The sequence below is a fragment of the Exiguobacterium sp. PHA03 genome, from assembly GCF_041945985.1.
Lineage (GTDB): Bacteria > Bacillota > Bacilli > Exiguobacteriales > Exiguobacteriaceae > Exiguobacterium_A.
The window spans coordinates 128,998-151,449 of the sequence record NZ_JAUTYQ010000001.1 but is presented as its reverse complement, the minus strand read 5'-3'; the positions used below and the strand labels follow the sequence as shown (position 1 = coordinate 151,449).

20 protein-coding genes and 1 pseudogene are annotated in these 22,452 nt (G+C 46.4%); 4 read left to right on the top strand and 17 right to left on the bottom strand.

Translation table 11 applies throughout. The features are described 5' to 3' along the window. Positions 1-3 precede the first annotated feature (3 nt). The 7 genes and pseudogenes from tagH to Q7C19_RS00750 form a co-directional block, all read right to left on the bottom strand. Positions 4-744 (bottom strand): annotated as a pseudogene (gene tagH / locus Q7C19_RS00780) (teichoic acids export ABC transporter ATP-binding subunit TagH); the annotation flags it as partial. Positions 745-755: 11 nt separating this feature from the next. Then, a complete protein-coding gene (locus tag Q7C19_RS00775) occupies positions 756-1,556 on the bottom strand; it encodes an ABC transporter permease (protein WP_035409242.1) in 801 nt (266 codons plus the stop codon). Further along, the gene (locus Q7C19_RS00770; protein ID WP_375091421.1) at positions 1,553-2,845 is read right to left on the bottom strand and encodes a nucleotide sugar dehydrogenase; all 1,293 of its coding nucleotides are present in this window, start codon (positions 2,843-2,845) and stop codon (positions 1,553-1,555) included. Before Q7C19_RS00770 ends, Q7C19_RS00775 begins: the two co-directional genes overlap by 4 nt. A 278-nt stretch (positions 2,846-3,123) precedes the next feature. Next, a complete protein-coding gene (locus Q7C19_RS00765; RefSeq protein ID WP_375091420.1) occupies positions 3,124-4,377 on the bottom strand; it encodes a glycosyltransferase in 1,254 nt (417 codons plus the stop codon). Continuing rightward, positions 4,374-5,690, bottom strand: coding sequence for a glycosyltransferase family 4 protein (locus tag Q7C19_RS00760; protein WP_231496879.1), 1,317 nt, complete (start codon positions 5,688-5,690; stop codon positions 4,374-4,376). The genes Q7C19_RS00765 and Q7C19_RS00760 overlap by 4 nt, the downstream gene beginning before the upstream one ends. Continuing rightward, on the bottom strand, positions 5,585-6,589 hold the full coding sequence (locus Q7C19_RS00755; protein ID WP_035409251.1) for a class I SAM-dependent methyltransferase: 1,005 nt from the start codon (positions 6,587-6,589) through the stop codon (positions 5,585-5,587). Before Q7C19_RS00755 ends, Q7C19_RS00760 begins: the two co-directional genes overlap by 106 nt. Next, positions 6,586-9,180, bottom strand: coding sequence for a glycosyltransferase (locus Q7C19_RS00750; protein WP_375091419.1), 2,595 nt, complete (start codon positions 9,178-9,180; stop codon positions 6,586-6,588). Before Q7C19_RS00750 ends, Q7C19_RS00755 begins: the two co-directional genes overlap by 4 nt. Positions 9,181-9,497: 317 nt before the next feature. Here Q7C19_RS00750 and Q7C19_RS00745 point away from each other — a divergent pair, with 317 nt between their 5' ends. After that, on the top strand, positions 9,498-9,662 hold the full coding sequence (locus tag Q7C19_RS00745; protein WP_197026223.1) for a hypothetical protein: 165 nt from the start codon (positions 9,498-9,500) through the stop codon (positions 9,660-9,662). Between the two features lie 55 nt (positions 9,663-9,717). Here Q7C19_RS00745 and Q7C19_RS00740 read toward each other — a convergent pair whose 3' ends face one another. Next, positions 9,718-10,713, bottom strand: coding sequence for an NADP-dependent oxidoreductase (locus tag Q7C19_RS00740; protein ID WP_290786492.1), 996 nt, complete (start codon positions 10,711-10,713; stop codon positions 9,718-9,720). 187 nt (positions 10,714-10,900) lie between these two features. On the opposite strand from Q7C19_RS00740, the gene Q7C19_RS00735 reads away from it, so the two are divergent. Next, the gene (locus Q7C19_RS00735; protein WP_290748772.1) at positions 10,901-11,959 is read left to right on the top strand and encodes a PTS sugar transporter subunit IIC; all 1,059 of its coding nucleotides are present in this window, start codon (positions 10,901-10,903) and stop codon (positions 11,957-11,959) included. 86 nt (positions 11,960-12,045) lie between these two features. On the opposite strand, the gene Q7C19_RS00730 is transcribed toward Q7C19_RS00735, so the two are convergent. The 3 genes from Q7C19_RS00730 to Q7C19_RS00720 all read right to left on the bottom strand — a co-directional run bounded on the left by Q7C19_RS00730 (position 12,046) and on the right by Q7C19_RS00720 (position 13,820). Continuing rightward, complete coding sequence (locus tag Q7C19_RS00730) at positions 12,046-12,678, bottom strand: HAD family hydrolase (protein ID WP_035409257.1); 633 nt, start codon at positions 12,676-12,678, stop codon at positions 12,046-12,048. A 13-nt stretch (positions 12,679-12,691) separates the two neighbouring features. Then, a complete protein-coding gene (locus Q7C19_RS00725; RefSeq protein WP_035409260.1) occupies positions 12,692-13,255 on the bottom strand; it encodes a DedA family protein in 564 nt (187 codons plus the stop codon). Between the two features lie 130 nt (positions 13,256-13,385). Then, positions 13,386-13,820, bottom strand: coding sequence for a YkvA family protein (locus Q7C19_RS00720; protein ID WP_035409261.1), 435 nt, complete (start codon positions 13,818-13,820; stop codon positions 13,386-13,388). Positions 13,821-13,956: 136 nt separating this feature from the next. Between Q7C19_RS00720 and Q7C19_RS00715 the strand changes: the two genes are divergently transcribed. Together Q7C19_RS00715 and Q7C19_RS00710 are read left to right on the top strand one after the other, a co-directional pair. After that, positions 13,957-14,706 carry an SDR family NAD(P)-dependent oxidoreductase gene (locus Q7C19_RS00715; RefSeq protein WP_035409264.1) on the top strand — a complete coding sequence of 250 codons (750 nt, stop codon included), beginning with the start codon at positions 13,957-13,959 and terminating at the stop codon, positions 14,704-14,706. Positions 14,707-15,040: 334 nt separating this feature from the next. Beyond that, the gene (locus tag Q7C19_RS00710; protein WP_375091418.1) at positions 15,041-16,288 is read left to right on the top strand and encodes a murein hydrolase activator EnvC family protein; all 1,248 of its coding nucleotides are present in this window, start codon (positions 15,041-15,043) and stop codon (positions 16,286-16,288) included. Between the two features lie 63 nt (positions 16,289-16,351). Here the strand turns inward: Q7C19_RS00710 and Q7C19_RS00705 are convergent, their stop codons facing one another. The 6 genes from Q7C19_RS00705 to rluF form a co-directional block, all read right to left on the bottom strand. Continuing rightward, complete coding sequence (locus Q7C19_RS00705; protein ID WP_375091417.1) at positions 16,352-18,001, bottom strand: methyl-accepting chemotaxis protein; 1,650 nt, start codon at positions 17,999-18,001, stop codon at positions 16,352-16,354. Continuing rightward, positions 17,998-18,972, bottom strand: a complete 975-nt coding sequence (locus Q7C19_RS00700; RefSeq protein WP_056060078.1) for a BMP family lipoprotein — start codon at positions 18,970-18,972, stop codon at positions 17,998-18,000. The genes Q7C19_RS00705 and Q7C19_RS00700 overlap by 4 nt, the downstream gene beginning before the upstream one ends. Positions 18,973-19,109: 137 nt before the next feature. After that, the gene (deoC, locus tag Q7C19_RS00695; protein WP_375091416.1) at positions 19,110-19,775 is read right to left on the bottom strand and encodes a deoxyribose-phosphate aldolase; all 666 of its coding nucleotides are present in this window, start codon (positions 19,773-19,775) and stop codon (positions 19,110-19,112) included. 75 nt (positions 19,776-19,850) lie between these two features. After that, positions 19,851-20,735, bottom strand: coding sequence for an EamA family transporter RarD (rarD, locus tag Q7C19_RS00690; protein WP_035409275.1), 885 nt, complete (start codon positions 20,733-20,735; stop codon positions 19,851-19,853). Between the two features lie 16 nt (positions 20,736-20,751). Continuing rightward, positions 20,752-21,633, bottom strand: coding sequence for an EamA family transporter RarD (rarD, locus tag Q7C19_RS00685; protein ID WP_375091415.1), 882 nt, complete (start codon positions 21,631-21,633; stop codon positions 20,752-20,754). A gap of 47 nt (positions 21,634-21,680) precedes the next feature. After that, entirely contained in the window at positions 21,681-22,376 is a 696-nt protein-coding gene (gene rluF / locus Q7C19_RS00680) for a 23S rRNA pseudouridine(2604) synthase RluF (protein WP_056060072.1), read from the bottom strand. Positions 22,377-22,452: the final 76 nt, after the last annotated feature.

Below are 22,452 nucleotides of genomic sequence, written 5' to 3'. Positions count from 1 at the left end.
GGCTTGCTTTTTGGATAACTGTTTGTACCAATATAAATATTTATTGTATTCCGCGAGTGTTTCATTCGTTGGACCAAATAAACGCACTTCACCGTATTCCAGCCAAAGGATCTTCGTACAAAAGCTTTTGACTTGATTCAAAGAATGGCTGACGAAAAAAATCGTTTTTCCTTGATCCCGGAATTCGCGCATCTTATCGAGACACTTCTCCGTAAATGTTTGATCGCCGACAGATAAGGCTTCATCGATGATCAAGATATCCGGATTGATATTGATCGAGATAGCAAAACCGAGACGTGCCCGCATCCCACTCGAATAGGTTTTGACTGGCTGACCGATGAACTCTCCGATATCCGCGAATTCGAGAATTTCCGGTGTGATCTCCTCGATTTGCCGTTTGGTCAGTCCCATCATCAATCCTTTGAGCTCGATGTTATCGCGACCTGTCAGTTGACTGTTCAATCCACTTGAGATGGCAATCAGTGCTGATTTTCCTCCTAGCGTGACACATCCATACGTAGGCGGTGTGACGTTAGCAAGTAAATGGGATAACGTTGATTTCCCACTACCGTTGATGCCTACGACACCCACGATTTCTCCCTCTTCAACAGAGAAGGAGACATTTTTGAGCGCATAAAAGGATTTTCCGCTCACTTTTCCAAAGAGCACTTCCTTTAATTTATCGATTGGACGCTCATAGAGCATGTACCGTTTTGAAACGTTCTCAAACACGACGTGACTCATCGTCTTTCCTCCTATACATAATCAATGAAGTAGCGTCGGAAACGAATATGGACCGCTGCTCCGACGAGCAGGATACCGAGTGTCACACTCCAAAAATAAGCGCCATACCAGATGTGATCCATCAAGTAACCGGTTCCGATCAAGGCGGAGCGGTACCCCTCAATCAAATAGACGAGTGGATTCAACATCAATAGCATCTTAAACAGTGAATGTTCTGGGGGAATCCACATAATCGGCGTTAAATACATCAGCATCCTTATCGCGGATGTCACCATGTTCTGGACGTCTCGGATCATCGTAGCAAGAGCCGACAATAACAACGAGACGGCATAAAGAAAGATGACGCCGGCTGGAACGATATAAAACAGCTCGAGCGTATGCCATCCTGGGAAGTAACCAAATGCACTTCCTAAAACGATCGTCAGGGCAATCATCGCAAGGTGTCGATAGAATTGAGCCAAAATGACATATGCCGGAATCGTACTCAACGGAAAATGCATTTTAGAGACGAGCGCGACCCGACCGTAGATCGACCGTGATCCACTTGGAATCGTACTTCCGATGAAGAACCATGCGATCAGTCCACTAACGAGCCAAAAGACGAATGGAATTCCGTCGACAGGATGTCCACCACGGATTCCAAAACCAAAGACGACCCAGTACACCCCGATCTGGAGGAGTGGCGTCATGATCTCCCAAAACCAACCTAAATACTGCATGCTATACTGACTTTTTGTTTCATAGAGTGACAGCCGAAAGATCAGATACAGATGATCTTTCAGCTCCCCTCCAATCGTTCGTAACGCGTTCATATTGCTTTTGCATCCACTTCCGTCACGCTGTGCGTATGCAAGTTACCGAAGTTGAGGACCTTGACCGCATCGAGTTCACGGACAATTCCTTTTGTATCGAAGAGTAACGGTGTCCGCATGTAGTTTGCGAAACGACGTGAATCGAATTGTTTGAACTCATCGTGGTCGACTAAGACGAGTGCTAGATCGGCGTCTTGGATCGCTTCGATTTCATCAACGAGTTCAAAGCGTGTCGAGATGGAATGCTCGACGTGTGGATCACAGACCGCGACATCGAGTCCACGATCGAGCAATTGTTCAATGACTTCGACAGCTGGGCTCTCGCGCATATCGTCAACATTTCCTTTATACGTCACACCGAAGACAGCGATTTTTGGACGAACACGTGAACCGACGAGACGAGCAGCTTGTTCAGCGACGAATTGTGGCATTTGGACGTTCGTTTGTCGTGCCGTATGAATGATGCGTGCAAGTGATGGGACTTTTGCGACGATGAAGTACGGATCGACTGCGAGACAGTGACCACCTACACCCGGTCCTGGATGATGCAAGTTCACACGTGGGTGCATGTTTGCCATCTCGATGACATCTAAGACGTTGATCTCAAGCTGGTGACATACTTGCGTCAATTCATTTGCCAGTGCGATGTTGACATCACGGAACGTATTTTCCATCAATTTCGACATTTCGGCTGTCTTCGCGTCGGTCCGAACGATTTCTCCTTGAACGAATGTTTCATAGACGGCTGCTCCTACCTCTGCACATGCCGGTGTCAATCCTCCAACGATCCGGTTGTTATGAACGAGCTCGTGTAAGATCTGCCCTGGTAACACACGCTCTGGGCAATGAACGACATAGACGTCTTCACCGATCGTAAAGCCGGCTTCTTCAATCAGTGGACGAACATGATCGTCCATAGTGCGTGGCGCGATCGTCGATTCAACGATGACGACGTTTCCTTTTTCAAGGAACGGCAACATGTTGTTGACGGCTGACACGACGTATTTTAAATCACATGATTTATACGTATCGTTCAAGTTCGGCGTCGGGACGGCGATTAAAAAGACATCTGCTCGTTCTGGCGTAAGTGTCGCTCGGAATTTTCCGTTAGCGACGACTCGTTTGATGACATCCTCGAGTCCTGGTTCCTCAATATGAATCGTTCCCGTGTTCAGAAGATTGACGATGTGTGGATCGATGTCGACACCGACGACCTCCGTGCCGTGATCCGCGAACATCGCCGAAGAAGGTAATCCAATATATCCTAGTCCGATTGTGCAAAGTTTCATTTTGTCATTCCTCCATCGAGTTAGTCATACTAGCCAACGAACGGTCTGTGGCTTGGCTGTAACTAGACCATAACGACATTTCCTTTGCTTTCCAATGCTTCTAACCATCTCTTAAACCATTCTTCACAGACCTTACATTTCCAGCGTTTTCTATTGTTTTTGTAAATCTTATGAAGCTTTCACGAATACTTCGTTGCCATTCATATCAAACAAAACGACCCGTCAAGAATCCACCTTCATTCCACGTGGATTTCCCTTCGAGTCGTTGACTATTTTTCTTATTTTGTCCCAGATTCCATGAAAATCGAGTCATAGACAGCAAGAAGTCGGCCTTTTTCTTGCTCCCAGTTGTATTGTCTCCTTGCTACGCTTGCTCGCTCCTGCATCACTCCGCGCAAGCTCTTATCCTTCACTAGACGATTGACCGCCTCGGCGATACTATGCGGCGATTCGACATCGACGATCAAACCGATTCCTTCTGTTTCGACGACACGACGGATTTCTGGTAAGTCGGCCGCGATGACAGGAATTAACGCTGCCATGTATTCGAATAGTTTATTCGAAGAAGCTGAATAATGATTGAAGCAGACGTTTTGAAGGACCTGAAAGCCGACAGTCGCCGCTGCCGTGTAACTGGGTAGTTCAGCAAGCGGAACCTTCTCAATGAAGCGGATGCGAGACTTTTCCGATGATTGCGCAGCCAGTTGCATCAGTTTCCCTTTTAACTTTCCATCTCCAACGAAAATAAGTGTTCCTCGATCGATGAACGGCATCGCTTCAATGAGTCGCTCCAGTCCACGTCCTTCCTGGATCCCGCCTTGATACAACAAAATCGGCTCGTCTGGTGCGAGTGCTAACTCTTCGCGTAACGGTCGCGGTTGCGGAATAATCGGTTCGTAAAACGGATAATTGTGCAAGACGGATGGTCGGGTTCCATATAATTTTTGATGATAATCTGCACGCGTGTCATTTTCAACGATGGTCTGGTCGACGAATCGAAGCAACCAGCGTTCTAATTTCCCTTGCATGCTTCCGTATCCTGTCCGATCGGTCTGGACTTCATGCGAGTCATAGACGATTTGTGCACCACGCGCCGCCCCAATCGCTTGTGGTAACGTATTGACATCGTTCGCATGCATGACGTCATAATCATGCTTCCGGGCAGTACGTGTCATGCGAAGAATGCCGAAACTGTTATATAGGGCGTAACGGATGAATCGACTTCGCATGAATAAAAAGAGCACGAGCATCACGGGAATGAGCCATGGCGCAAGAAGCGCACCCATCAATCCGATAGCAAGTGTCCGTTTTTTCCGTTTGTGAAAGAACGGGAGCCACCTCGCAAAAGGTGGCGTCCGGTCGATTCGAATGACGCGAAACCCTGACATCGGGTATTCGACTTCTGGAAGTGTGCCGTCATTTAGACAGTATAGGTCCACGCGGTGTCCTGCTTCGACGAGTGCCGTACATTCACGTAAGACACGGGCGTCATTCGTAAAAGGATTCCAAACAAACATTCCAATGCGCTTCATTCTGCGACCGCCTTTCGTGACTGCGTTTGTTCGATGGCTTCAAACAAGCGCTGTTCATTTTGTTCCCAATCGAAATGGCGTTGGACGTAATCCACACCCGCCCGTCCCATCGTTGCACGTTTCTCTGGATTTCGTGATAACTCGAGAATATGATCGACGATCTCCTCTTTTTTCCGCTGGACAGACACATAACCGGCTCCTGCTTCTTCGATGACATGCGCCGCATGACCGGATACCGCACCGACGATGGCACAGCCCATCGCCATGTAGTCGATGATCTTTCCTGGTGTCACTGTATCGAACGCTGTACTCTCGACAAGTGTCGCAAAGGCGATGTCACTCTTCGCGAGTTGTTTCAACGCATCCCAGCGTGGCATCGCGTCAAGAAACTCGATATTCGTCAATCCACGTTCCTTGACGAGTCGTTCGAACGTTTGTTTGTGATAGCCGTAACCGACGACTTGAAAGCAGATATCCTGTTCTTGTTGAAGTTCCTGTGCGACGTCAAGCAACAAGAACACATCTTGTGCGAGTCCGATATTCCCTGTATACACGACGCGAACTTGTTCCGATACTTTTCGACGTTTGATTAACCACTCGTTTTCCTCGATCGAGTTCGGGATATAATGAATTTTTTCCGGTGCAATGCCTCGTCCTTCGATATACGATCGAAAACCTTCACTGTTGATGACCAATTGATCCGCCTGTCGATACATCCACTTTTCAAGCCAGTAGAGCGGAGTCAATAAGAGACGCGATTTCGTAATGCCGACGCCAATCAACGATTCTGGCCATAAATCACGCACATCAAGAATCAAAGGAGCCTTTTTGACATGTTTCGCGACGACCCCGACGAGCCCCATGAAGATAGACGGCGTCGTCGCATAGATGTAGGCGTAGGATTTTGGATCATGTCGAACCTCTTTCACCGCAAGTACGAATTGTTCCACGAACAAGCGAAGGCGCCGCCATAAATTATTCGTCGCCCGGACGTCACGCGGTTGGATACGAGTCACATGTGCCGTGTCGAGGCTCGGTTCATCCCAGAACATCGAGTCCGTATAGAGTTCTGCCGTCGGATAAAGCGGTTCTGACGTCAGGACATGAACGTCACTTCCCGCTTGTTCCATCCGCTTGAAGATATTCTTCATTCGGTTTGCCGCACTGCCAATTTCCGGATAGAAATTTTGACAAATCATCAAGACGTTCATCGACGACTCCGGCGCTGTTTGAGTTGACGTCGGAACTTCCAGTAGCGGACGACGATTTTTCCGAGCTTTGAACGCGCGAGTGAGCGGTATTTTGATTTCCATGATGCATTCACCTCCAGCAATTCTAGATTTGACACCAATGACGCTTCGAATCGATCAAGAAGTGCGGCATATTGTTCTTCGAGCATCTTATATTGTTCACGCTGTTCCTGTAGTTGCTGTTCATGACGTAGTGATTCCGCTTGTGCCTGCTCGAATAAATCTGTTTGTTCCGCTAACCGTTGAACTTTTCGTTCTAGAGTCTGTTGCTTGCGCTTTAAGTCAATGATCGTTGCGAGATGCAATCGTTCCACTTCTTCAAAGGCATCCTCGAGCCATTCGACTTCCGTTGGTACAATTGCTCGACCATCTCGTGGTTCAGGATAGACTTGAATCGTGATTCCAAGCCACTTATCAAGCCGCTCGACCGTCTCGATTTTACCGAAGGGCGTCAACTGTTCAAGCAGTCGATTTAAATAATACGTCCGTTTGTGATCCGCATAATCGTTCACTCCAAATGGAACTGTGATGACGAGTCGTCCTTCTGGTGCGATGAACGAGACGGCACGAGCGATGAAGCGTTCCGGCTCCCCGATATGTTCCAATACTTCCGTCATCAAGACTGTGTCGAATTGAATGTCAGGTGTATAAGTCATGACATTCGCTTCATGTAATTCCACTTTTTCCTTTACGGATGCCGGTTCCTCAAGCAATGCTTGTTTGGCTTCAGTAATCGCTTCTGGTAAGACATCGATTCCGACGACATGTTTCCCTTCCCGTCCAAGCAAAATCGGAACAACTCCACCGGAACAACCGATATCTAAAATGTGCTCCCCTTTTGCTTGTCGAACGATCCAGTGAACACGCGCGCGCACTTTTTTACCGAATCCCCCCCCTAATTGATCGTAGTAAGCTGCTCGGATTTGATCTTTTGGTCGTGCTGTCTTCATCGATGCCGTCATTTCTGCACCTCCTCAAGTAATAGATGTTGAAGGCGATCTGTCTCCTGACGGTCTGCAAGCTCCATGAATCGACGGATCAACGGGTTCGTCAATGTGATCGGCTCATAGAAACCAATGATTGTGCGCAACAATGCGACACTTGGTGCGAAATCCTTATCACTGCAGTAGCGTAATTTAACGAGATACCAATGCTCGAAGAAATGCTCGAATCGTGTTCCCTTGTATTCCTCAAGCACTCCATAACGAGCGAATTTCTCAGCTCGTGCCCGTTCTCGGACAACACTGCGTTCAAAAAATTTCACCGTCAATGCATTCACGGTCGATCCTGCAACTGCTGCATAATAATAATGGATGACCCGATTGACGAGTAAGACACGATTGGCGCGAAGCATCAATTCCTGGAAAAACAAGGAGTCCTGACCGACTGCACCGACGACCTGTTCCAATTGATGTTCGAGCAAGAAGGTACGACGGACGACGAGTGCTTGAATGCTTTGTACCGCAAAGCGATGTTTCAATAGAAAAGCTTTTGGATCTTCACAAACCGTTCGTCCTTGTTTGCGAATCGTCGGCAAGGCGATGATACTCGTCTTCTCGGCAAGTTTTTTCATATGACCCGCTACAAAATCAAGTGATGGATCGTTCTCTAATTCCTGAAGCAAAAAGGCATAACGATCGCTGAGTACCTCGTTATCTGGATCAAGGAACGTCACATAGTCAGCTCGTGCCATCTCGACTCCCTTGTTGCGAGGACGCGAAGCACTACCACTACCACCTGTCTCGAAGAAATAGGTTCTGACATTGCCATAACGTCGCGCGAGACGTTCTACGGCTTGACGTGCCTCTATGTCCGTCGATCCATCATCTACGAGTAAAATCTCTGACTCCATGAATCGATCCATCCGTGTTAGACTGGCGAAGCATTTATACGTGAGATGTTTCCCATTGTTATAGATGGGAACAACGACCGACAGTTGCGGTGTGTGATCCGTCGGAACTACTGTCTGCTCGTTCCACTCAAATTGATCGAGCAACAGCGTTTTTCCGTTCAATTCACCTGCTTGAAACGCGTCATATCCGATATCTGACCGCCAGATAATCGCACCGTTTCGGCTACCGCTCATCTCATGTAGATGATATGGATGTTGGCTCCCCTTTCGGACAATGCTGGCATCGCTATATTTAAAGCCATTCACGAGGTCCTCTAAATAATATTCACCGTAGGATTCATGCCCATCCATCCAAGCAACGAGATCCGCTTGATCATAGGTTTGCTCCGTCAATGCATCCGCTGAGACGATTTCGTCTGGTGTGAGACTTTGACGATTGATCACGTCACGAATGACTTCCCCATCCTGAGCGACAACGATTAGTAAACGATGTTTTCGTGTTTCAGGTACTCGTCTAATGAACGCTAGAATCTGATCCATCCGTTCGAAGACTGTATGCTCCGTCATGACGGCACGAAGTCCTTCTGCTCGTAAACGTTCGATTTCTTCTTGCGATGTGCGTTCTACGATCGCCGTCGCCTCCTGTGCGTCATGTACGGTGAAGATGTTCGGAAACTCGTTGTTGACGGCGATACTGTAATTCGACAGGATCAAATTACCGAGTGCTTGCGATTCATAGACGCGACGGGCACACATCGTCTTACTATATTTGATGCTATTTAGGTTCAGGACCCAGTCATAACATTTACTGACTTGTTGTAAGGCATCATAAGGAATCGCTGGTGCGACCCGTGATTGATAGCGTTCCGGAAACTGATAGGCTGGTAAGTCGAGATGATAATTCCGGTCCACGATATCGAGTTCGTGCGAAGACTGCATGACCCCATCAAACAACATCTCCGTATCTTTCACACGCTCCGGATATTTCGCCATCCAGCTACCGGCGAATAAAACGCCCTTCTTTCGGCTACGTGTCGCTCCAATCGGATTGTGAATCAATGGATTGACTCCAAACGGCATCGCCATGATTCGATCATGTCCACATAAAACACGATATTCAGGAATCATCGCCTCATCTGAAGTCAGGACATAATTGGCAGCTTGAGCCACGTCTTGAAACCGTTCATGGTTACTCGGGTCTTCCGTCGATTGAAAGACGACTGGAATTCCTTTAGCTTTGACTTCCTGCATCATCGAAAGTAACCGTTGGCGTTTCTTTGAATTTGGTGTGGCGACACCTTTCCAATCATCCCCTCGTAATCCTTTCCATGAAGATACGACCAAAAAGAGATCAATCTCGCGCTCGAAAACTTCTTCGAATGTGTTCGCATTGACATAATGGAGATGAACGGCATCTTCATAATAGGCATACATGAATTCCGAGCAGACGATTGCCATCTCGATTGGTCGTTTTTCATAATAACGCGTCGTCGTCCGTACCGGAATATGTGAGACATCCAATTGATCTAGTAATGACGCTTGGCTATTTTGTTGATAACGTGTCGTCGTGTTTTTAGAAGTTCGAACCGTTGGCAGACGCAAGACGTCCAGCTGACGAAGTTTTTCGAGTGACTCTTTACTTGCTGTCGTGTCGCTTGTGAGCCGTTTTTTCTCTTCGCGAACCCAATTTAGTTGTTGCATGATTTGTCGTTTCCATTTTTGATCACTCACACGTAAACACCCTTCCTCTTTTCAACTCTTTTTTAGTCTACGGAAGCAATTCAAAGGCTACTTGAAGGACTTGCAAGGTTTTTGTAAAGACTTAGTGAAGCTTTTTTGGATTTTCCTTACATTCCATTTCAGTCAACCTGTATTTCCTAGGAAATCGACCGGTTTCGCTTTCTTGTCCGTGGAAATCATTTACGCGTTTTCGAAAACGACTCTTATGCACTCTCATTGTTTTGGATTTAAAAAACGGGGAAACATTACTACGTACTGATAAAAGGAGATGACTGGACATGTTAAACGAAAAAAATCATGATTTACCAGATGAAAAGGCAGACGTTGGTCTTCACCCGGACCCTGATCCAGCTGAGACATCAGATCCCGGAATCAAGCCTGCGGAAACACAACATCCGGATCCAGATCCAGAAGAACTCAAGCGCGATCAAAAGGATTCATGAATCTCATGCCATAAAAAAGAGGTTGCGGAATAATTCCGCAACCTCTTTTGGCGTATTACTTAACTTTTACTAATAGTTTCCCTGTGTTCGAGCCATCGAATAATCCGAGGAAAGCATCTGGTACACGATCGAAGCCTTCAAAGATCGTCTCTTCATATCGTAATTTCCCTTCACTGACCCATTGACCGAGTTGCTCAGCCGCTTCCTTGAATCGTTTGCCATAATCCCCCACTAAGAAACCTTGCATGCGCGCACGCGCAATGATTAATTTCGATTGAACACGTGGACCGATGTCCTGTTGTGCGTTATACCCAGAAATAGCGCCGCAGACCGGTACTCGCGCGAATGGATTAAGCCGATCCAGAACCGCATCGCCGATCTCTCCACCGACATTTTCAAAATAAACATCGATGCCGTCTGGACACGTCCGGTCTAATGCTTTCCGGATGTCTTCCGTTTTGTAGTTGATGACTTCGTCAAAACCAAGATCTGCTTTTAAGTGCTGTAACTTTTCGTCACTTCCTGCAATCCCAACTACTCGTGCACCTTTGATTTTAGCGATTTGACCAACGATCGATCCAACAGCCCCTGCTGCTGCCGATACGACAACAGTTTCTCCTGGCTGTGGATTCCCGATATCAAGCAACCCGAAATACGCCGTCATCCCTGTCATTCCGAGAACACCGAGCGCTGTTGAGATCGGAGCGATCTGCTCATCGATTTTACGGACACTTTTCGCATCGACGACTGCTTTCGTTGCCCAATCGAGCATCCCCACGACGACATCACCTGACTTGAGCGCCTCACTTTTAGACTCGATGACACGCGCTACGACACCCCCGTGAATCGGTTCATCAATCTCAAACGGTTGCGAATAAGAACGCGTATCGTTCATACGTCCCCGCATATATGGATCGACTGAGATATAGAGTGACTCCAGTGCGACTTGCCCTTCTCGTAAATCTGCTAACTCAAATGATTCATAACGGAATGTTTCCCCTGTTGGTTTTCCGTTTGGTCGTTCCGCTAATACGATACGTTGTTCTGACATGATTCATGACCTCCTCATTCAATATACTTCTTCACTGTAACAATTCCGTTTCTGAAAGACGAATCCTTTGCTCGTTTGGAATTTTCTAACTTTTCCTTGACGTCCTTCTGTTCTTACCGTAAGATAAAACACAATTCATAACTTTTATACTGTTATGCACAAAAGCGTTACATAAGGAGAGGATTTTGTGGATTCATCTATTTTGCGTCAGCCACGTCAATTTGCAGTGCATGTTTTAAACGGTCTCAGTATTGGAATTCTCGTTGCCCTTATTCCAGGAGCCTTACTCGGTGAACTCGCTAAGGCATTATTACCATACGTTTCTGGTGCCCAACACGTTTTGGACGCAACGACACTCGCGATGCGACTTTTACCAATGGTGATTGGTGTCGCCGTAGCGATGCAATTTAAAGTGACACCGATCGCCACCACATCGATTGGACTCGCGACGGTCGTCGGCTCAGGTGTTGCGACCCGTGCGGATGCGACATTCGTTTTCGTCGGTACAGGTGATGTCATCAATGCTGGTTTGACGGCAGCTATTGCAACAGCAATCGTCTTATTGATTGGTGAACGCTTCAAAACATATACGGTGCTTGTCATGCCAACGATTTTGATTGTCGGTGCCGGTGGAATTGGTGTTCTGACGTATCCGTTCGTCACACGGATCACAACAGCAATAGGACATGTCATCTCAGACTTCACGGCACTTCAACCCGTCTTGATGGGCATTCTAATTGCGGTCGCCTTTTCCGTTCTCATCGTCTCTCCGCTTTCGACGGTCGGCATTGCGACCGCGATCAGTTTATCGGGTGTTGCTGCCGGAGCTGCCAATCTAGGTGTCTGTGCCGCTGGGTTCGGTCTTGCGATTGCCGGTTGGCAAGCGAATTCACGCGGAACGTCGATTGCTCATTTTCTTGGTTCTCCTAAAATCCAGATGGCGAACTTCATTCGTAATCCATTGATGATTCTACCTGTCATGTGTAGTGCCGCTATCCTTGGTGCATTAGCAGGAATGCTCGGTGTTCAAGGTACACCGTTTAGTGCCGGATTTGGAATGTCTGGTTTAATCGGTCCAATCAATGCGCTACACCTGATGTCAGGAGGATGGACGCTCTTCAATATGACATTCGTGCTTGGTCTTTTTATCGTCTTACCCATTATTCTCTGTTTATTGTTCCATCTACTCTTCCGGAAGTTCCGTCCATGGATGAGCGCAGAATCGTACCGACTCGATTTCGAGTAAGTGCATCTTGATTGATATTTTAACCACAAAAAAGCCAAGCCGACCGTCTGAAAAAATCGACGTTTCTAGCTTGGCTTTTTACTTCTTTATTTTTCAATCACTGTTAACAAATCAAGCGGTGTCTCGATGACATGATCTGCCGAATTCCACTCGGATGGCGTACCAAAACCATATTGACATAAGACGACCGGCATATGTTCCTTACGAGCCGCTTCGACATCAGAAGACCGATCTCCAATCATCCAGTAAGATCCTTCTCCAAACTCATCGCGGTGAGCGCGTAAGATATCCGATTTTTCTTTTCCATTGACAGATTCCAAGCATTTCGGACTTGTGAAGAACGAGCGGATTTCCTGACTATCAAGCACAAGGTTTAGATAATGGTTGCCGCAATTACTTGCAGTTGAGACCGTGTGTCCCGCTGAAACAAGAGCTTGCAATAATGATCGAATTCCGTCAAATAATACATTCTGTTCAACCATCGTATCTTCTAAATGACCATGTCTCTTTTTTCGAATTAAACGAATATCCTCTTCTGAGGCTTCCGGAATCGCTTTTCGCCAAAAGGCGCTTCCTGCAAGACCGTAGCTTGCCTGAACACTTTCTTGCGAAGGTTTTGGAAGATGCGGCATGTCCTCCATCGCCCGATGGATTGCTTCTGTCATTTGTTCCGTTGAGTCAATCAATGTACCGTCAATATCGAATAAGATAATTGCCATGTTCCCACTCCTTTTACATCTCTTTTTTTGCTTTTCTCTTTTTCTGAATCAAATAGCCAACCGTAATCAACACGCCTAAACCAATCCAAACTATCGGATGATTGAGGTGATGCAATTTTCGCCATTCATGACCAACAGCTTTCCCGCCCCAAATGAAGAGCGTCGACCAGAGGAAAAAGGAAATCGTCGTCACGACGGTAAACGTCCAGCGTGAAACACCAGTTAGACCGGCACCAATCGCAAATCCGATACGCCACATCGGAGAAAGAAGAAGAATATAGCGTCCTTTCGTCTCCATTTGCGTCTGAAACTGGAGCATTTTTGTTTCCGAAATCCGAAACCATTTGAATAAACGATTCAATAATCGTTCACTCCCGAACTGTCCAATCGTAAAAAAGAGGTTCTGACTAATGACGAAGCTTACTACAGCAAGGAACACCATGAATAGCAGATTCGCCTGTGCCGTATGCACGAGATATCCTGCATACGCGAGCGGTACTTCGCTCGGTATGAATGGAAACATGAGCGTCATCATGATCCCGATATAACCGTATGATTCCATCCAGTGGTGTCCCATTTTCGCCCTCCCTCTCTCTTTACCAACTATTTCTAGTGTATCGAAATTTCAAGAGGGCGTACAGGAAACGGCTCTTTTTACATCAGAAAGAGCGACTTCTTGTGTGAAGTCGCTCGGATCATCTATTTGATCAATACGCATCCTCGCTTTGCAATGGTTGCGTACGACGTTTTTGTTGTTCATCTTGCCAGTCGCTGAAACGTGTCAATTCTTCAAAGACTGTTTTCGTGACGAAAAGGATGACTGCGATATCGTCTGCAAATCCAAATCCGAGTACGAAATCAGGTACGAGGTCAATTGGTGACACGAGATAAACCAATGCGCCGATTACTTTTAAGATCGTCGTACGACGAATGTTACGGTATTCACCTGACTGGTACGCGCGAATCATATCGACGAACAACGTTAACGGTGAAAAGACGACGGACAAACGAGAGTTCCCGTTTACCTTTGCAGTTGCTCGTTGTAACAGCGAGTTCGTCTTTTTCGGGCGATCAATATAATCTTTTGCATCTTCGGCATACTGATTTTGTTGTTTTTCTAATTGTTGATTCGAGAATTTCATTCCTATTTTCCCCCATTCTAAAGTAACTTCGACGCTTTTCTATTTCCCTGTTCCTACGGATGATAATCCTGTCAGGTTTCAGGATATGATGGAACGGTAAAAAAGGGAGAGAAGCGTTACAGAAAGGATGATTTTTATGAATCATGTTAATCAAACCGTCATCATTACGGGAGCCGCGAATGGCATTGGTGCAGAACTCGCCCGCACCTACGCTGCGCATGGCGCAAATGTCGTTCTTGCTGACATCGATCAGATGACAGGAGACGAATTAGTTCAACAAATTGAAGAAGATGGTGGGACGGCTTACTTCTATCACCTCGATATCCAACACGAAAAAGACGTTCAACTGTTGATTGAGAAAGCGATTGAACATACTGGTCGTATCGACATCGTCATCAATAACGCCGGTATCATGATTCGAAAACCCTTACTCGAATTGTCACTTGAGGAATGGGATCGGGTTCATCATACGAACCTGCGTAGTATCTTTTTAACGACTAAGGCCGCTACACCTTATTTGAAACAAAGTAAAAGTGGTGGTCGGATCGTCAACCTGGCTTCGACCCGCGCCTTCATGTCGGAACCGCATACAGAATCTTATGCATCGACGAAAGGTGGCATTTTTGCTCTGACCCATGCACTTGCTGTCTCACTCGGAGAAGACGGAATTCTCGTCAACGCGATTGCTCCTGGTTGGATTGAAACCGGTGACTATCAAGAATTATCACCTGAAGATCATAGTCAACATCCAGCTGGTCGCGTCGGAAAACCAAGTGATGTCGCTCGTGCGGCTCTCTATCTAACACACCCGGATAACGATTTCTTGACGGGCGAAACACTGGTCCTAGACGGTGGGATGACACGAAAGATGATTTATGAAGAATGATTCGGATGGAGTGCCTTTCGGGGCACTTTTTCATTTCACAAAAACTATATTTATACCTTTTTCAAACATTAATAAACCTTCTATTTATACGATGTTACAAAAATATATCTTCTGACATCATTCGGAAATCAATCAATTACATAATGATTTTTCCTTTCATATCAACATATTCTATTTATTCTTCTGTTCACGCATCATTATTTTCATAAATTCTTCATACTTTCTGCTAGCTTCTCTTGTATTTTTTTAAAAGAATTGTAAAGTGGATTTTCTGATTTTCTTGTTAGAGTGGGATAGGTAACACTTCACAAGGGAAAGGAATGACGCTTAGTTTATGAAACGACCTTTCGGAAAGTCACTCGGGCTATCGCTCATGACACTCACTTTACTCGCAAGTCCGCTCATGACGACAACTCCCGTCGACGCAGCAAGTTCATATAGAGAAAAGCAACAACAAAACCAGCAACAACAATCGAAGCAACGCGAGGCGTTGTCTCAAAAAAATAATCAATTATCTAAAGCACAGCAACAAGTCTACGCCCTGGATCAACAGATTAATGGGCTGACATTACAAGTCGTCGAGAATCAAAAGAAAATCGACGAAAACACGAAACAGATTGCTCGATTAGAAGATAAGATCGAGAAGTTGCAAAAGAAAATCAAGAAACAAGAAAAAATGCTCGGTGATCGTCTAGCGGTCCGTCAGTCGAAAGCCGATAACGCCCCGCTGCTTGAAGCCGTCTTCGGCGCAAAAGATGTCGGTGATATGATTAGCCGTTTCAATGCCTTCAATACAATCGCGGAAAGTGATGCTTCTTTATTAAAAGATTACGAATCAAACAAAAAAGAACTGGCAGCTTCGAAAGAAGAACTGAAGCAGACACGCCAAGACTTGATTGAAGATCGTAATGTTTTAAAAAAGAAACAACGTGAATTAAAACAAGAAAAACAAAAGCGAACAGCACTTCTGAAACGTCTGACGTCGCAAAAGAAAAAAATCGAATCCAGTATCCTTAGCCTGAAAGAGGCATCGGCCCAACTGAAGGCACAGGAAGAGGCAGAAAAAGCTGCAGCACGTGCCGCGAAAGCAGCTGCAGCAAAAGCTGCAAAACAATCGGCAGTGCCAGCATCTGTTAGCAAGGCCAGCACGAAAGTCATCTCAAAAGCAAAAGGTAAATTCATCAAACCTGCTCAAGGCTCTGTTTCGCAAGGAATGGGTGCAGCAAGCGGAAGTAATGGTTATGCGTACCACAATGGAACCGACTTCGCTGGTCCACTCAACTCGCCAATCGTTGCGTCTGCAAATGGAACAGTCATCTTAGCAAGTTCCGGTGGTCCTTACGGCAACCACGTCTATATCTCTCATAATATCGACGGAAAAACGTATACGACCGTGTATGCCCATATGAATGCCTTGAACGTTAAACAGGGACAACAAGTCAAACAAGGACAGCAAATCGGTGTTCTCGGAAGCACCGGTAACTCGACTGGTCCACACTTGCATTTTGAAATCCACGATGGTGGATACCAGTATGATGCGAATGGACGGACGAATGAGCTCGATCCAGAAAGCTTCTTCTAAGTCGATTCAAGAAAAAGTGCACGCCTTCTCTTCCTGAGAATGCGTGCACTTTTGCTGTGTTCATTAAATTTTGAATTGATGTGTCTGACTGTCAAGCGACGTCGTCGTCGACTCGAGTTCTTGCATCAATTGATGAATCTGTTCGAACGATGCCTGTTGATCACGCATCGAAGCAGCGATCTCTTCATTTCCGGCTGCAAGTTCTTCCATGACACCACTAACTGTACTGACTTGACCAACGACATGGCGGGCTTGTTGTTTCGAATGTACGAGTTGTTTCGTCACATAATCGAGTGTTTCGGTCACACTCGCTACTTTTTGACGCGTCTCACCGAATGCTTGTTGGACGTGTGTAAAATTCTCGACCTGGTTCGTCTGTTCCCGCTCCGCTTGCACGAGTGCTTCTTGTAAAACAGCGCCGTCTTGGCGAATCGAACGGACGAGTGAGAAGATCGAACGCGTCGCTTCGTGTGTCTCATCTGCTAACTTTTTAACTTCACTCGCCACGACGGCAAATCCACGACCGGCTTCCCCTGCTCGCGCCGCTTCGATTGCCGCATTGAGTGACAATAAGTTCGTCTGCGCAGAGACTCCAGCGACGAGTTGCGCCATCTGTTCGATTTGTTGCGTTTGCTCAAGGAAACCTTCTAATTTCTGACCGAGTTCACGATTTTGTTCTGTTGACGCACGTAATGAAGTAGCCTGTTGTTCCATGACAGAACTACTTTGAACCATCACGTGGTCTGCCGCCTGTCCTTCTGCATAAGCGGTTTGTGCGCGTTGTTCGCTCTCCTCGAAGAGTTGTTGCATATCAGCCATCGTACTGACCGTTGTCTGGATATCATCCGACACCGTTTGTGTACCGCTCGCCATCTCATTAATCGCATGGGTCATGTTACCAGAAACTTCGACGATGTTCGCGTTCTCTGTCGTCGCTTCCGTACTCATTTGACGAATCGTGTTCGACGAGCGACTGATCGTTCCGATGACCTCATGTAAAGTTCCTTGCATCTGCGCAACAGCCGTCTCGAGTCGACCAATCTCATCTTTTCGACCGGATACGACCAGTTCCTGTGACAAGTCTCCATCCGAAATTTGCTCTGCTGTCCGGACGACACGGCTGATTGGTCGCGTGATACTACGTGCGAAGTACCAATTGTATAACGCTAGACCAATCAAGAGGAGGAATGTCGCGATTAGGACGGTCCGCGTCAAATTCAATGTCTCGTCTTTTGCCTCACGTTGTAAGACATCATAAAACTCCCCATTTTTCGTATGTAACGTATAGAGATCACTGAGGACACCTTCAATTCGTGCGGCATGGGAGCGAATGTCAATCGGATTCACCGCGTCCGTCAGTTCCGTCCGTTTTGCAACGAGCGTCTTATACTTCATATCCGCCCGGTTCAACTCTTCTTGAAACGCTGGAATCAAATATGTCTTCTGTAGCTGATTCAAAGCTTGCTCGTTCTTCCTACTAAGAGCCTGAACCTGCTCCGCCTGACTCTCAGACGGTTGGCTTGCCAGTCGGTTCCATGCTGCCTGTTCATATAAGAGCTTCGTTTCGAGTTCTGAAATTTCAACGAGTTGTTTCCCGTAGTCTTCGTTATAGGATTGAATTTGACGGAGTTGGAACAAGGTCCATCCCATCAAGATGACGACACTCAAAATCGTCACTAATGTTGAGAGTAAAAATCGTTTCCGTAACGTCATTGGATCGTCACCTTACCTTCGAGCACATCTTGTTGCAGCTGCTCTAATTTTTTTCGTTCCCCGTCCGTAAAGTTCGTATTACGGATTGGAGCCAACTGGATTGCCCCTTCTTTGACACCAAGGACGACTTGTCCAGATTGGAGTCCTTTTGCATCCACATCTTGTCCGATTTTCGTAATCGCAAGATCAACTTGTTTTAGCATCGACGTCATGACGGCGTCAGGCGCGATCGGGGTCTGATCGCTATCAACACCGATAGCTTTTTTCCCCTTCGTTTGCGCTGCCTCAAGGACGCCGCTCCCTGTTAATCCAGCAGCTGCATATAACACGTCTGCCTTTTTCTGCATCATTTCGTTTGCAAGCGTCCGTCCCTTTTCGGGCGCCGCAAAGTCCTCCGCATATTCGACGAGTACCTTTGTTTTCGGATTGACGGCTTTAGCGCCAGCTATGTATCCTTTTTCGAACTTCTCAATCAAAGGCGACTTCATCCCACCGACGAAACCAATCGTATTCGTCTTGGTTTGGATTCCTGCAGCGGCACCCGCTAAGTAGCTTCCTTCGTCCTCTTTGAACGTAACCGAGAGTACGTTCGGTAACGTCGAGACGGCATCAATCAAGGCGAATTGTTGTTTCGGATATTTTTTAGCAACGGTCTCAAGATCTGTCTGCCCCATGTAGCCGAGTCCGACGATAACGGTCGGCTTCTTTTTCGCTAACGCTTCAAATGCTGTTTTATAGGTCTTCGTTTCGTTTAATTCCCGGTAATCGATCGACCAGCCTTCCTTCTCCCGTAACAACGCCATACCGCTCATCGCTGCATCGCTGAATGATTGATCGCCAAGACCAACATCCGATAAGACGACCGCCATTTCCTTTCGCTCCTTGACTGCCCGTTCTGGATCATCGATGACACTACCGCATCCTGCAAGGCTTAGTGTCGATGCCAGTATGATTCCACTCCATCGTTTCATTCATTCCACACCCTTCCGACATTCTACATCTGATTATCGGAAGCGATGTCTGACTTTTTAATACAAAATCCAAATTCAGAATAATCCCACAACAAAAAAACATGCCCCTCTAAAAAAGAGAGACATGTGACATATTCTTAGTAGTCGCTATCAGACGTACCACCAGTAACGATTGCGATTCCTGCTGAAGCACCAATGCGTGATGCACCTGCATCGATCATTGCTTTTGCACCTTCGAAGTCACGAACGCCACCAGACGCTTTAACACCGATATCAGGACCGACTGTCTCACGCATGAGACGGATATCTTCGACTGTTGCACCACCTGTTGAGAAACCAGTTGATGTTTTCACAAAGTTAGCACCTGCTTTAACTGAAAGTTCAGCAGCTGTTTTGATTTCTTCTTTTGTAAGAAGACAGTTTTCAAAGATGACTTTAACGAGCGTACCGTTCGCCGCTTCGACAACTGCACGAATATCACGTTCTACTAACTCAAGATTTCCATCTTTTAGTGCGCCGATGTTTAAAACCATATCGATTTCTGTTGCACCGTTTTGAATGGCATCCTTTGTTTCGAATGCTTTCACTTCTGGCGTGTTTGCTCCAAGTGGGAACCCGATGACTGTACATACTTTCACGTCATCATCTGACTTTAAGAGTTCTGATGCTAACGTGACGTATGTCGGGTTAACGCAGACGCTTGCGAATTTGTATTCTAATGCTTCTTTACAGAGTGTTTCGATTTGAGCACGTGATGTTTCTGGCTTCAGTGCCGTATGGTCGATCATTCCTGCTAAATTCATGATTGTTATCCTCCTTAAGGCTTCCCTTTGACTCTGATATTATTCTATCACGCAAGAGGTCTGACTTCTATCTTTTTACGCGACTTTTCGAAGCTGTTTTTTTCGAATCCAGACTCCATTGAGCGTAAAGACAATCGCTGCTGTCCAAATACATGTAAACGCCACCATATGTGTTTTAGTAAACGGTTCATGATAGAGCAAAACACCGAGTCCAAGTGATAAGGTTGGTGCGACGAATTGCAAGAATCCAACCCATGTGAATGGAATTCGTTGTGCCCCGAATCCAAATAACAAAAGTGGCACAGCGGTGACAATCCCCGTTAAGATGAGTCCAGTCATCGTACCGACAGATTCGGTTATCGAAGACGTTCCCTGTACTTGCCAATATCCGAGGAAGATCAAAGCCAGTGGAAGCGGCGCCATCGTCTCAAGTGTCAGACTGACCGTTGATTCAAGCGGACGACGTTTTTTGACGACGCCGTAAAAACCGAAGCTTAAGGCAAGCGCAATCGAGATCCATGGAAATTCGCCGTAGCCAATCGTTAAAATCAGAACACCGATCGTCGCAAGGACAATCGAGATCCATTCAATCCGTGAGAGCTTTTCTTGAAAGAAGAAGACACCAAAGACGATGCTGACGAGCGGATTGATGTAATAGCCGAGCGACGCCTCAACGATAAATTGATGATTGACAGCCCAGATGTAGATGAACCAATTCAAGCTGATGATCAGTCCATTTAAGAAAAAGAGTCGGCGCGTGAACGGATCACGCAATGCCGTCTTCCATTTTCCAAGTGCTTTTTGAAACGACAGTAAGATGAGTAGAAATAGAAACGACCAGATGATCCGGTGCGCTAGTATCTCTTCACTCGGTACATTAGCGAGCATCTTCCAGTAAAGCGGTAAGAGCCCCCAAATGATATATGCGACAAGCGTCGCAAAAAATCCCGGTAGATTCACATAATCCCTTCTTTCGTTATGATACCTTCTTCATCCGTATCTTTCCTGCTGATAAACCGCTGATCGTAAACAAAGCAACGGCAATCCAAATGAACAGGAAAGCGATGAAGTGAATCGTCGTAAAGACGTCATTAAATAGATAAATTCCAAGAAGTAGCGTTAACGTTGGTGCAATGTACTGCAGAATTCCGACGTAAACGAACGGGATTTTCGGCATCCCGTATCCAAATAACATCAATTGAACTGCTGTTGCGATTCCGAGCATGATGATTGCAAGCAGTGCACTCGTCGGCATCGCAAGCGGTTGACTATCCGTCACGCCTAGCGTCAAGAGAGCGAACGGGAGCGTGACGAGCGTCTCTAAAAATAATCCCGATAATGGCTCGGCTGCCGCCTTTTTCTTCAGCACACCGTAAAATGCGAACGAGATGGCAAGTGAAAAGGCAATGATCGGAAAGTGTCCATAACCGAGCGTTAAAATCATCACACCAGTGATTGCTGATACAATCGCGATGATTTGTGGACGCGTTAATCGTTCCTTAAAAAAGATCAAACCGAACAAGACGCTGACGAGCGGATTGATATAATACCCGAGCGACGACTCGACGATATACCCTTCTCCGATGGCATACAGATAGAGTGACCAGTTCCCACCTAATACGAGACCTGCCGCAAGCACGGTATAACGTTGGCGTTTGTTTTGCCACAGGTGACGAACGAATTGAAACTTCTTCGTCAAGCGTAACAATAGTGTCACGAAGATGAACGCACTTAAAATCCGGATTGAAACGACCGTCCATGCTGGAATTCCAGCAGCAAACACTTTGTAGATTGGCAACAGTCCACCAATCACGTAGGCGACGAATGTCGCACTCATACCCCGTTTATCCACGGTCATCCCCCTTATGTATGAAGAAAGCCGCCAGTGGCGACTTTCATTGAACCTTATTGTGCGTCAAGCGTCTTAAACAATTCGCGTAATTCCTCTTCCGTCAAATCACGCCAAGAACCAATCGGTAAATCGCCAAGCTCGATGTTCATGATCCGGACGCGCTGCAGCCGTTTGACCCGGTAGCCGAACTCTTTACACATTCGACGAATCTGACGATTTAACCCTTGCGTCAAAATGATGCGAAATGTCCGTGTCTCAAGTGGTTCAACGATACATTCCTTCGTCGTTGTACCAAGAATGTCAACACCACTCGCCATTCCTTGAATGAATGTGTCCGTGATCGGGGCATCGACAGTCACGATATATTCCTTATCGTGATTGTTTTCTGCCCGGAGAATCCGGTTGACGACATCACCGTCATTCGTTAACAGAATCAAACCGTCTGAATCCTTATCGAGACGACCGATCGGGAAAATCCGCTTCGGATGATTAACGAAATCGATGATATTTCCTTCGATATCAAGCTCCGTCGTACACGTAATGCCGACCGGTTTATTTAAGACGATGTAGACGGGTTTTGGTTTCGTTTGGAGTGGCTGACCGTCGATTTCGACGACGTCCGTCTCTTCAGCTTGCGAGCCGAGTTCTGCCGTCAGACCGTTGATCGTCACACGACCTGCGTCGACTAATTTATCGGCAGCACGCCTTGAGCAAAAGCCCGTTTCACTAATGAATTTGTTGATTCGCATGAATAATATCCTCTTTCCTTAATTGAACTGTATTCAGTGTAGCGCATTCCTGAAATGAAAACAAAAAAAGTGGCAA

Excerpts from the sequence above, each read along its gene's own strand:
- Q7C19_RS00740 (WP_290786492.1), bottom strand. The coding sequence starts at position 10,713 with ATGTCAGAACAACGTATCGTATTAGCGGAACGACCAAACGGAAAACCA.
- Q7C19_RS00750 (WP_375091419.1), bottom strand. The coding sequence starts at position 9,180 with ATGCAACAACTAAATTGGGTTCGCGAAGAGAAAAAACGGCTCACAAGC.
- Q7C19_RS00765 (WP_375091420.1), bottom strand. The coding sequence starts at position 4,377 with ATGAAGCGCATTGGAATGTTTGTTTGGAATCCTTTTACGAATGACGCC.
- Q7C19_RS00755 (WP_035409251.1), bottom strand. The coding sequence starts at position 6,589 with ATGACGGCATCGATGAAGACAGCACGACCAAAAGATCAAATCCGAGCA.
- Q7C19_RS00770 (WP_375091421.1), bottom strand. The coding sequence starts at position 2,845 with ATGAAACTTTGCACAATCGGACTAGGATATATTGGATTACCTTCTTCG.
- Q7C19_RS00760 (WP_231496879.1), bottom strand. The coding sequence starts at position 5,690 with ATGGAAATCAAAATACCGCTCACTCGCGCGTTCAAAGCTCGGAAAAAT.
- rluF (WP_056060072.1), bottom strand. The coding sequence starts at position 22,376 with ATGCGAATCAACAAATTCATTAGTGAAACGGGCTTTTGCTCAAGGCGT.
- deoC (WP_375091416.1), bottom strand. The coding sequence starts at position 19,775 with ATGAATTTAGCAGGAATGATCGACCATACGGCACTGAAGCCAGAAACA.
- Q7C19_RS00700 (WP_056060078.1), bottom strand. The coding sequence starts at position 18,972 with ATGAAACGATGGAGTGGAATCATACTGGCATCGACACTAAGCCTTGCA.
- Q7C19_RS00725 (WP_035409260.1), bottom strand. The coding sequence starts at position 13,255 with ATGGGACACCACTGGATGGAATCATACGGTTATATCGGGATCATGATG.
- Q7C19_RS00715 (WP_035409264.1), top strand. The coding sequence starts at position 13,957 with ATGAATCATGTTAATCAAACCGTCATCATTACGGGAGCCGCGAATGGC.
- rarD (WP_375091415.1), bottom strand. The coding sequence starts at position 21,633 with ATGACCGTGGATAAACGGGGTATGAGTGCGACATTCGTCGCCTACGTG.
- Q7C19_RS00710 (WP_375091418.1), top strand. The coding sequence starts at position 15,041 with ATGAAACGACCTTTCGGAAAGTCACTCGGGCTATCGCTCATGACACTC.
- Q7C19_RS00705 (WP_375091417.1), bottom strand. The coding sequence starts at position 18,001 with ATGACGTTACGGAAACGATTTTTACTCTCAACATTAGTGACGATTTTG.
- Q7C19_RS00720 (WP_035409261.1), bottom strand. The coding sequence starts at position 13,820 with ATGAAATTCTCGAATCAACAATTAGAAAAACAACAAAATCAGTATGCC.
- Q7C19_RS00775 (WP_035409242.1), bottom strand. The coding sequence starts at position 1,556 with ATGAACGCGTTACGAACGATTGGAGGGGAGCTGAAAGATCATCTGTAT.
- Q7C19_RS00730 (WP_035409257.1), bottom strand. The coding sequence starts at position 12,678 with ATGGCAATTATCTTATTCGATATTGACGGTACATTGATTGACTCAACG.
- Q7C19_RS00745 (WP_197026223.1), top strand. The coding sequence starts at position 9,498 with ATGTTAAACGAAAAAAATCATGATTTACCAGATGAAAAGGCAGACGTT.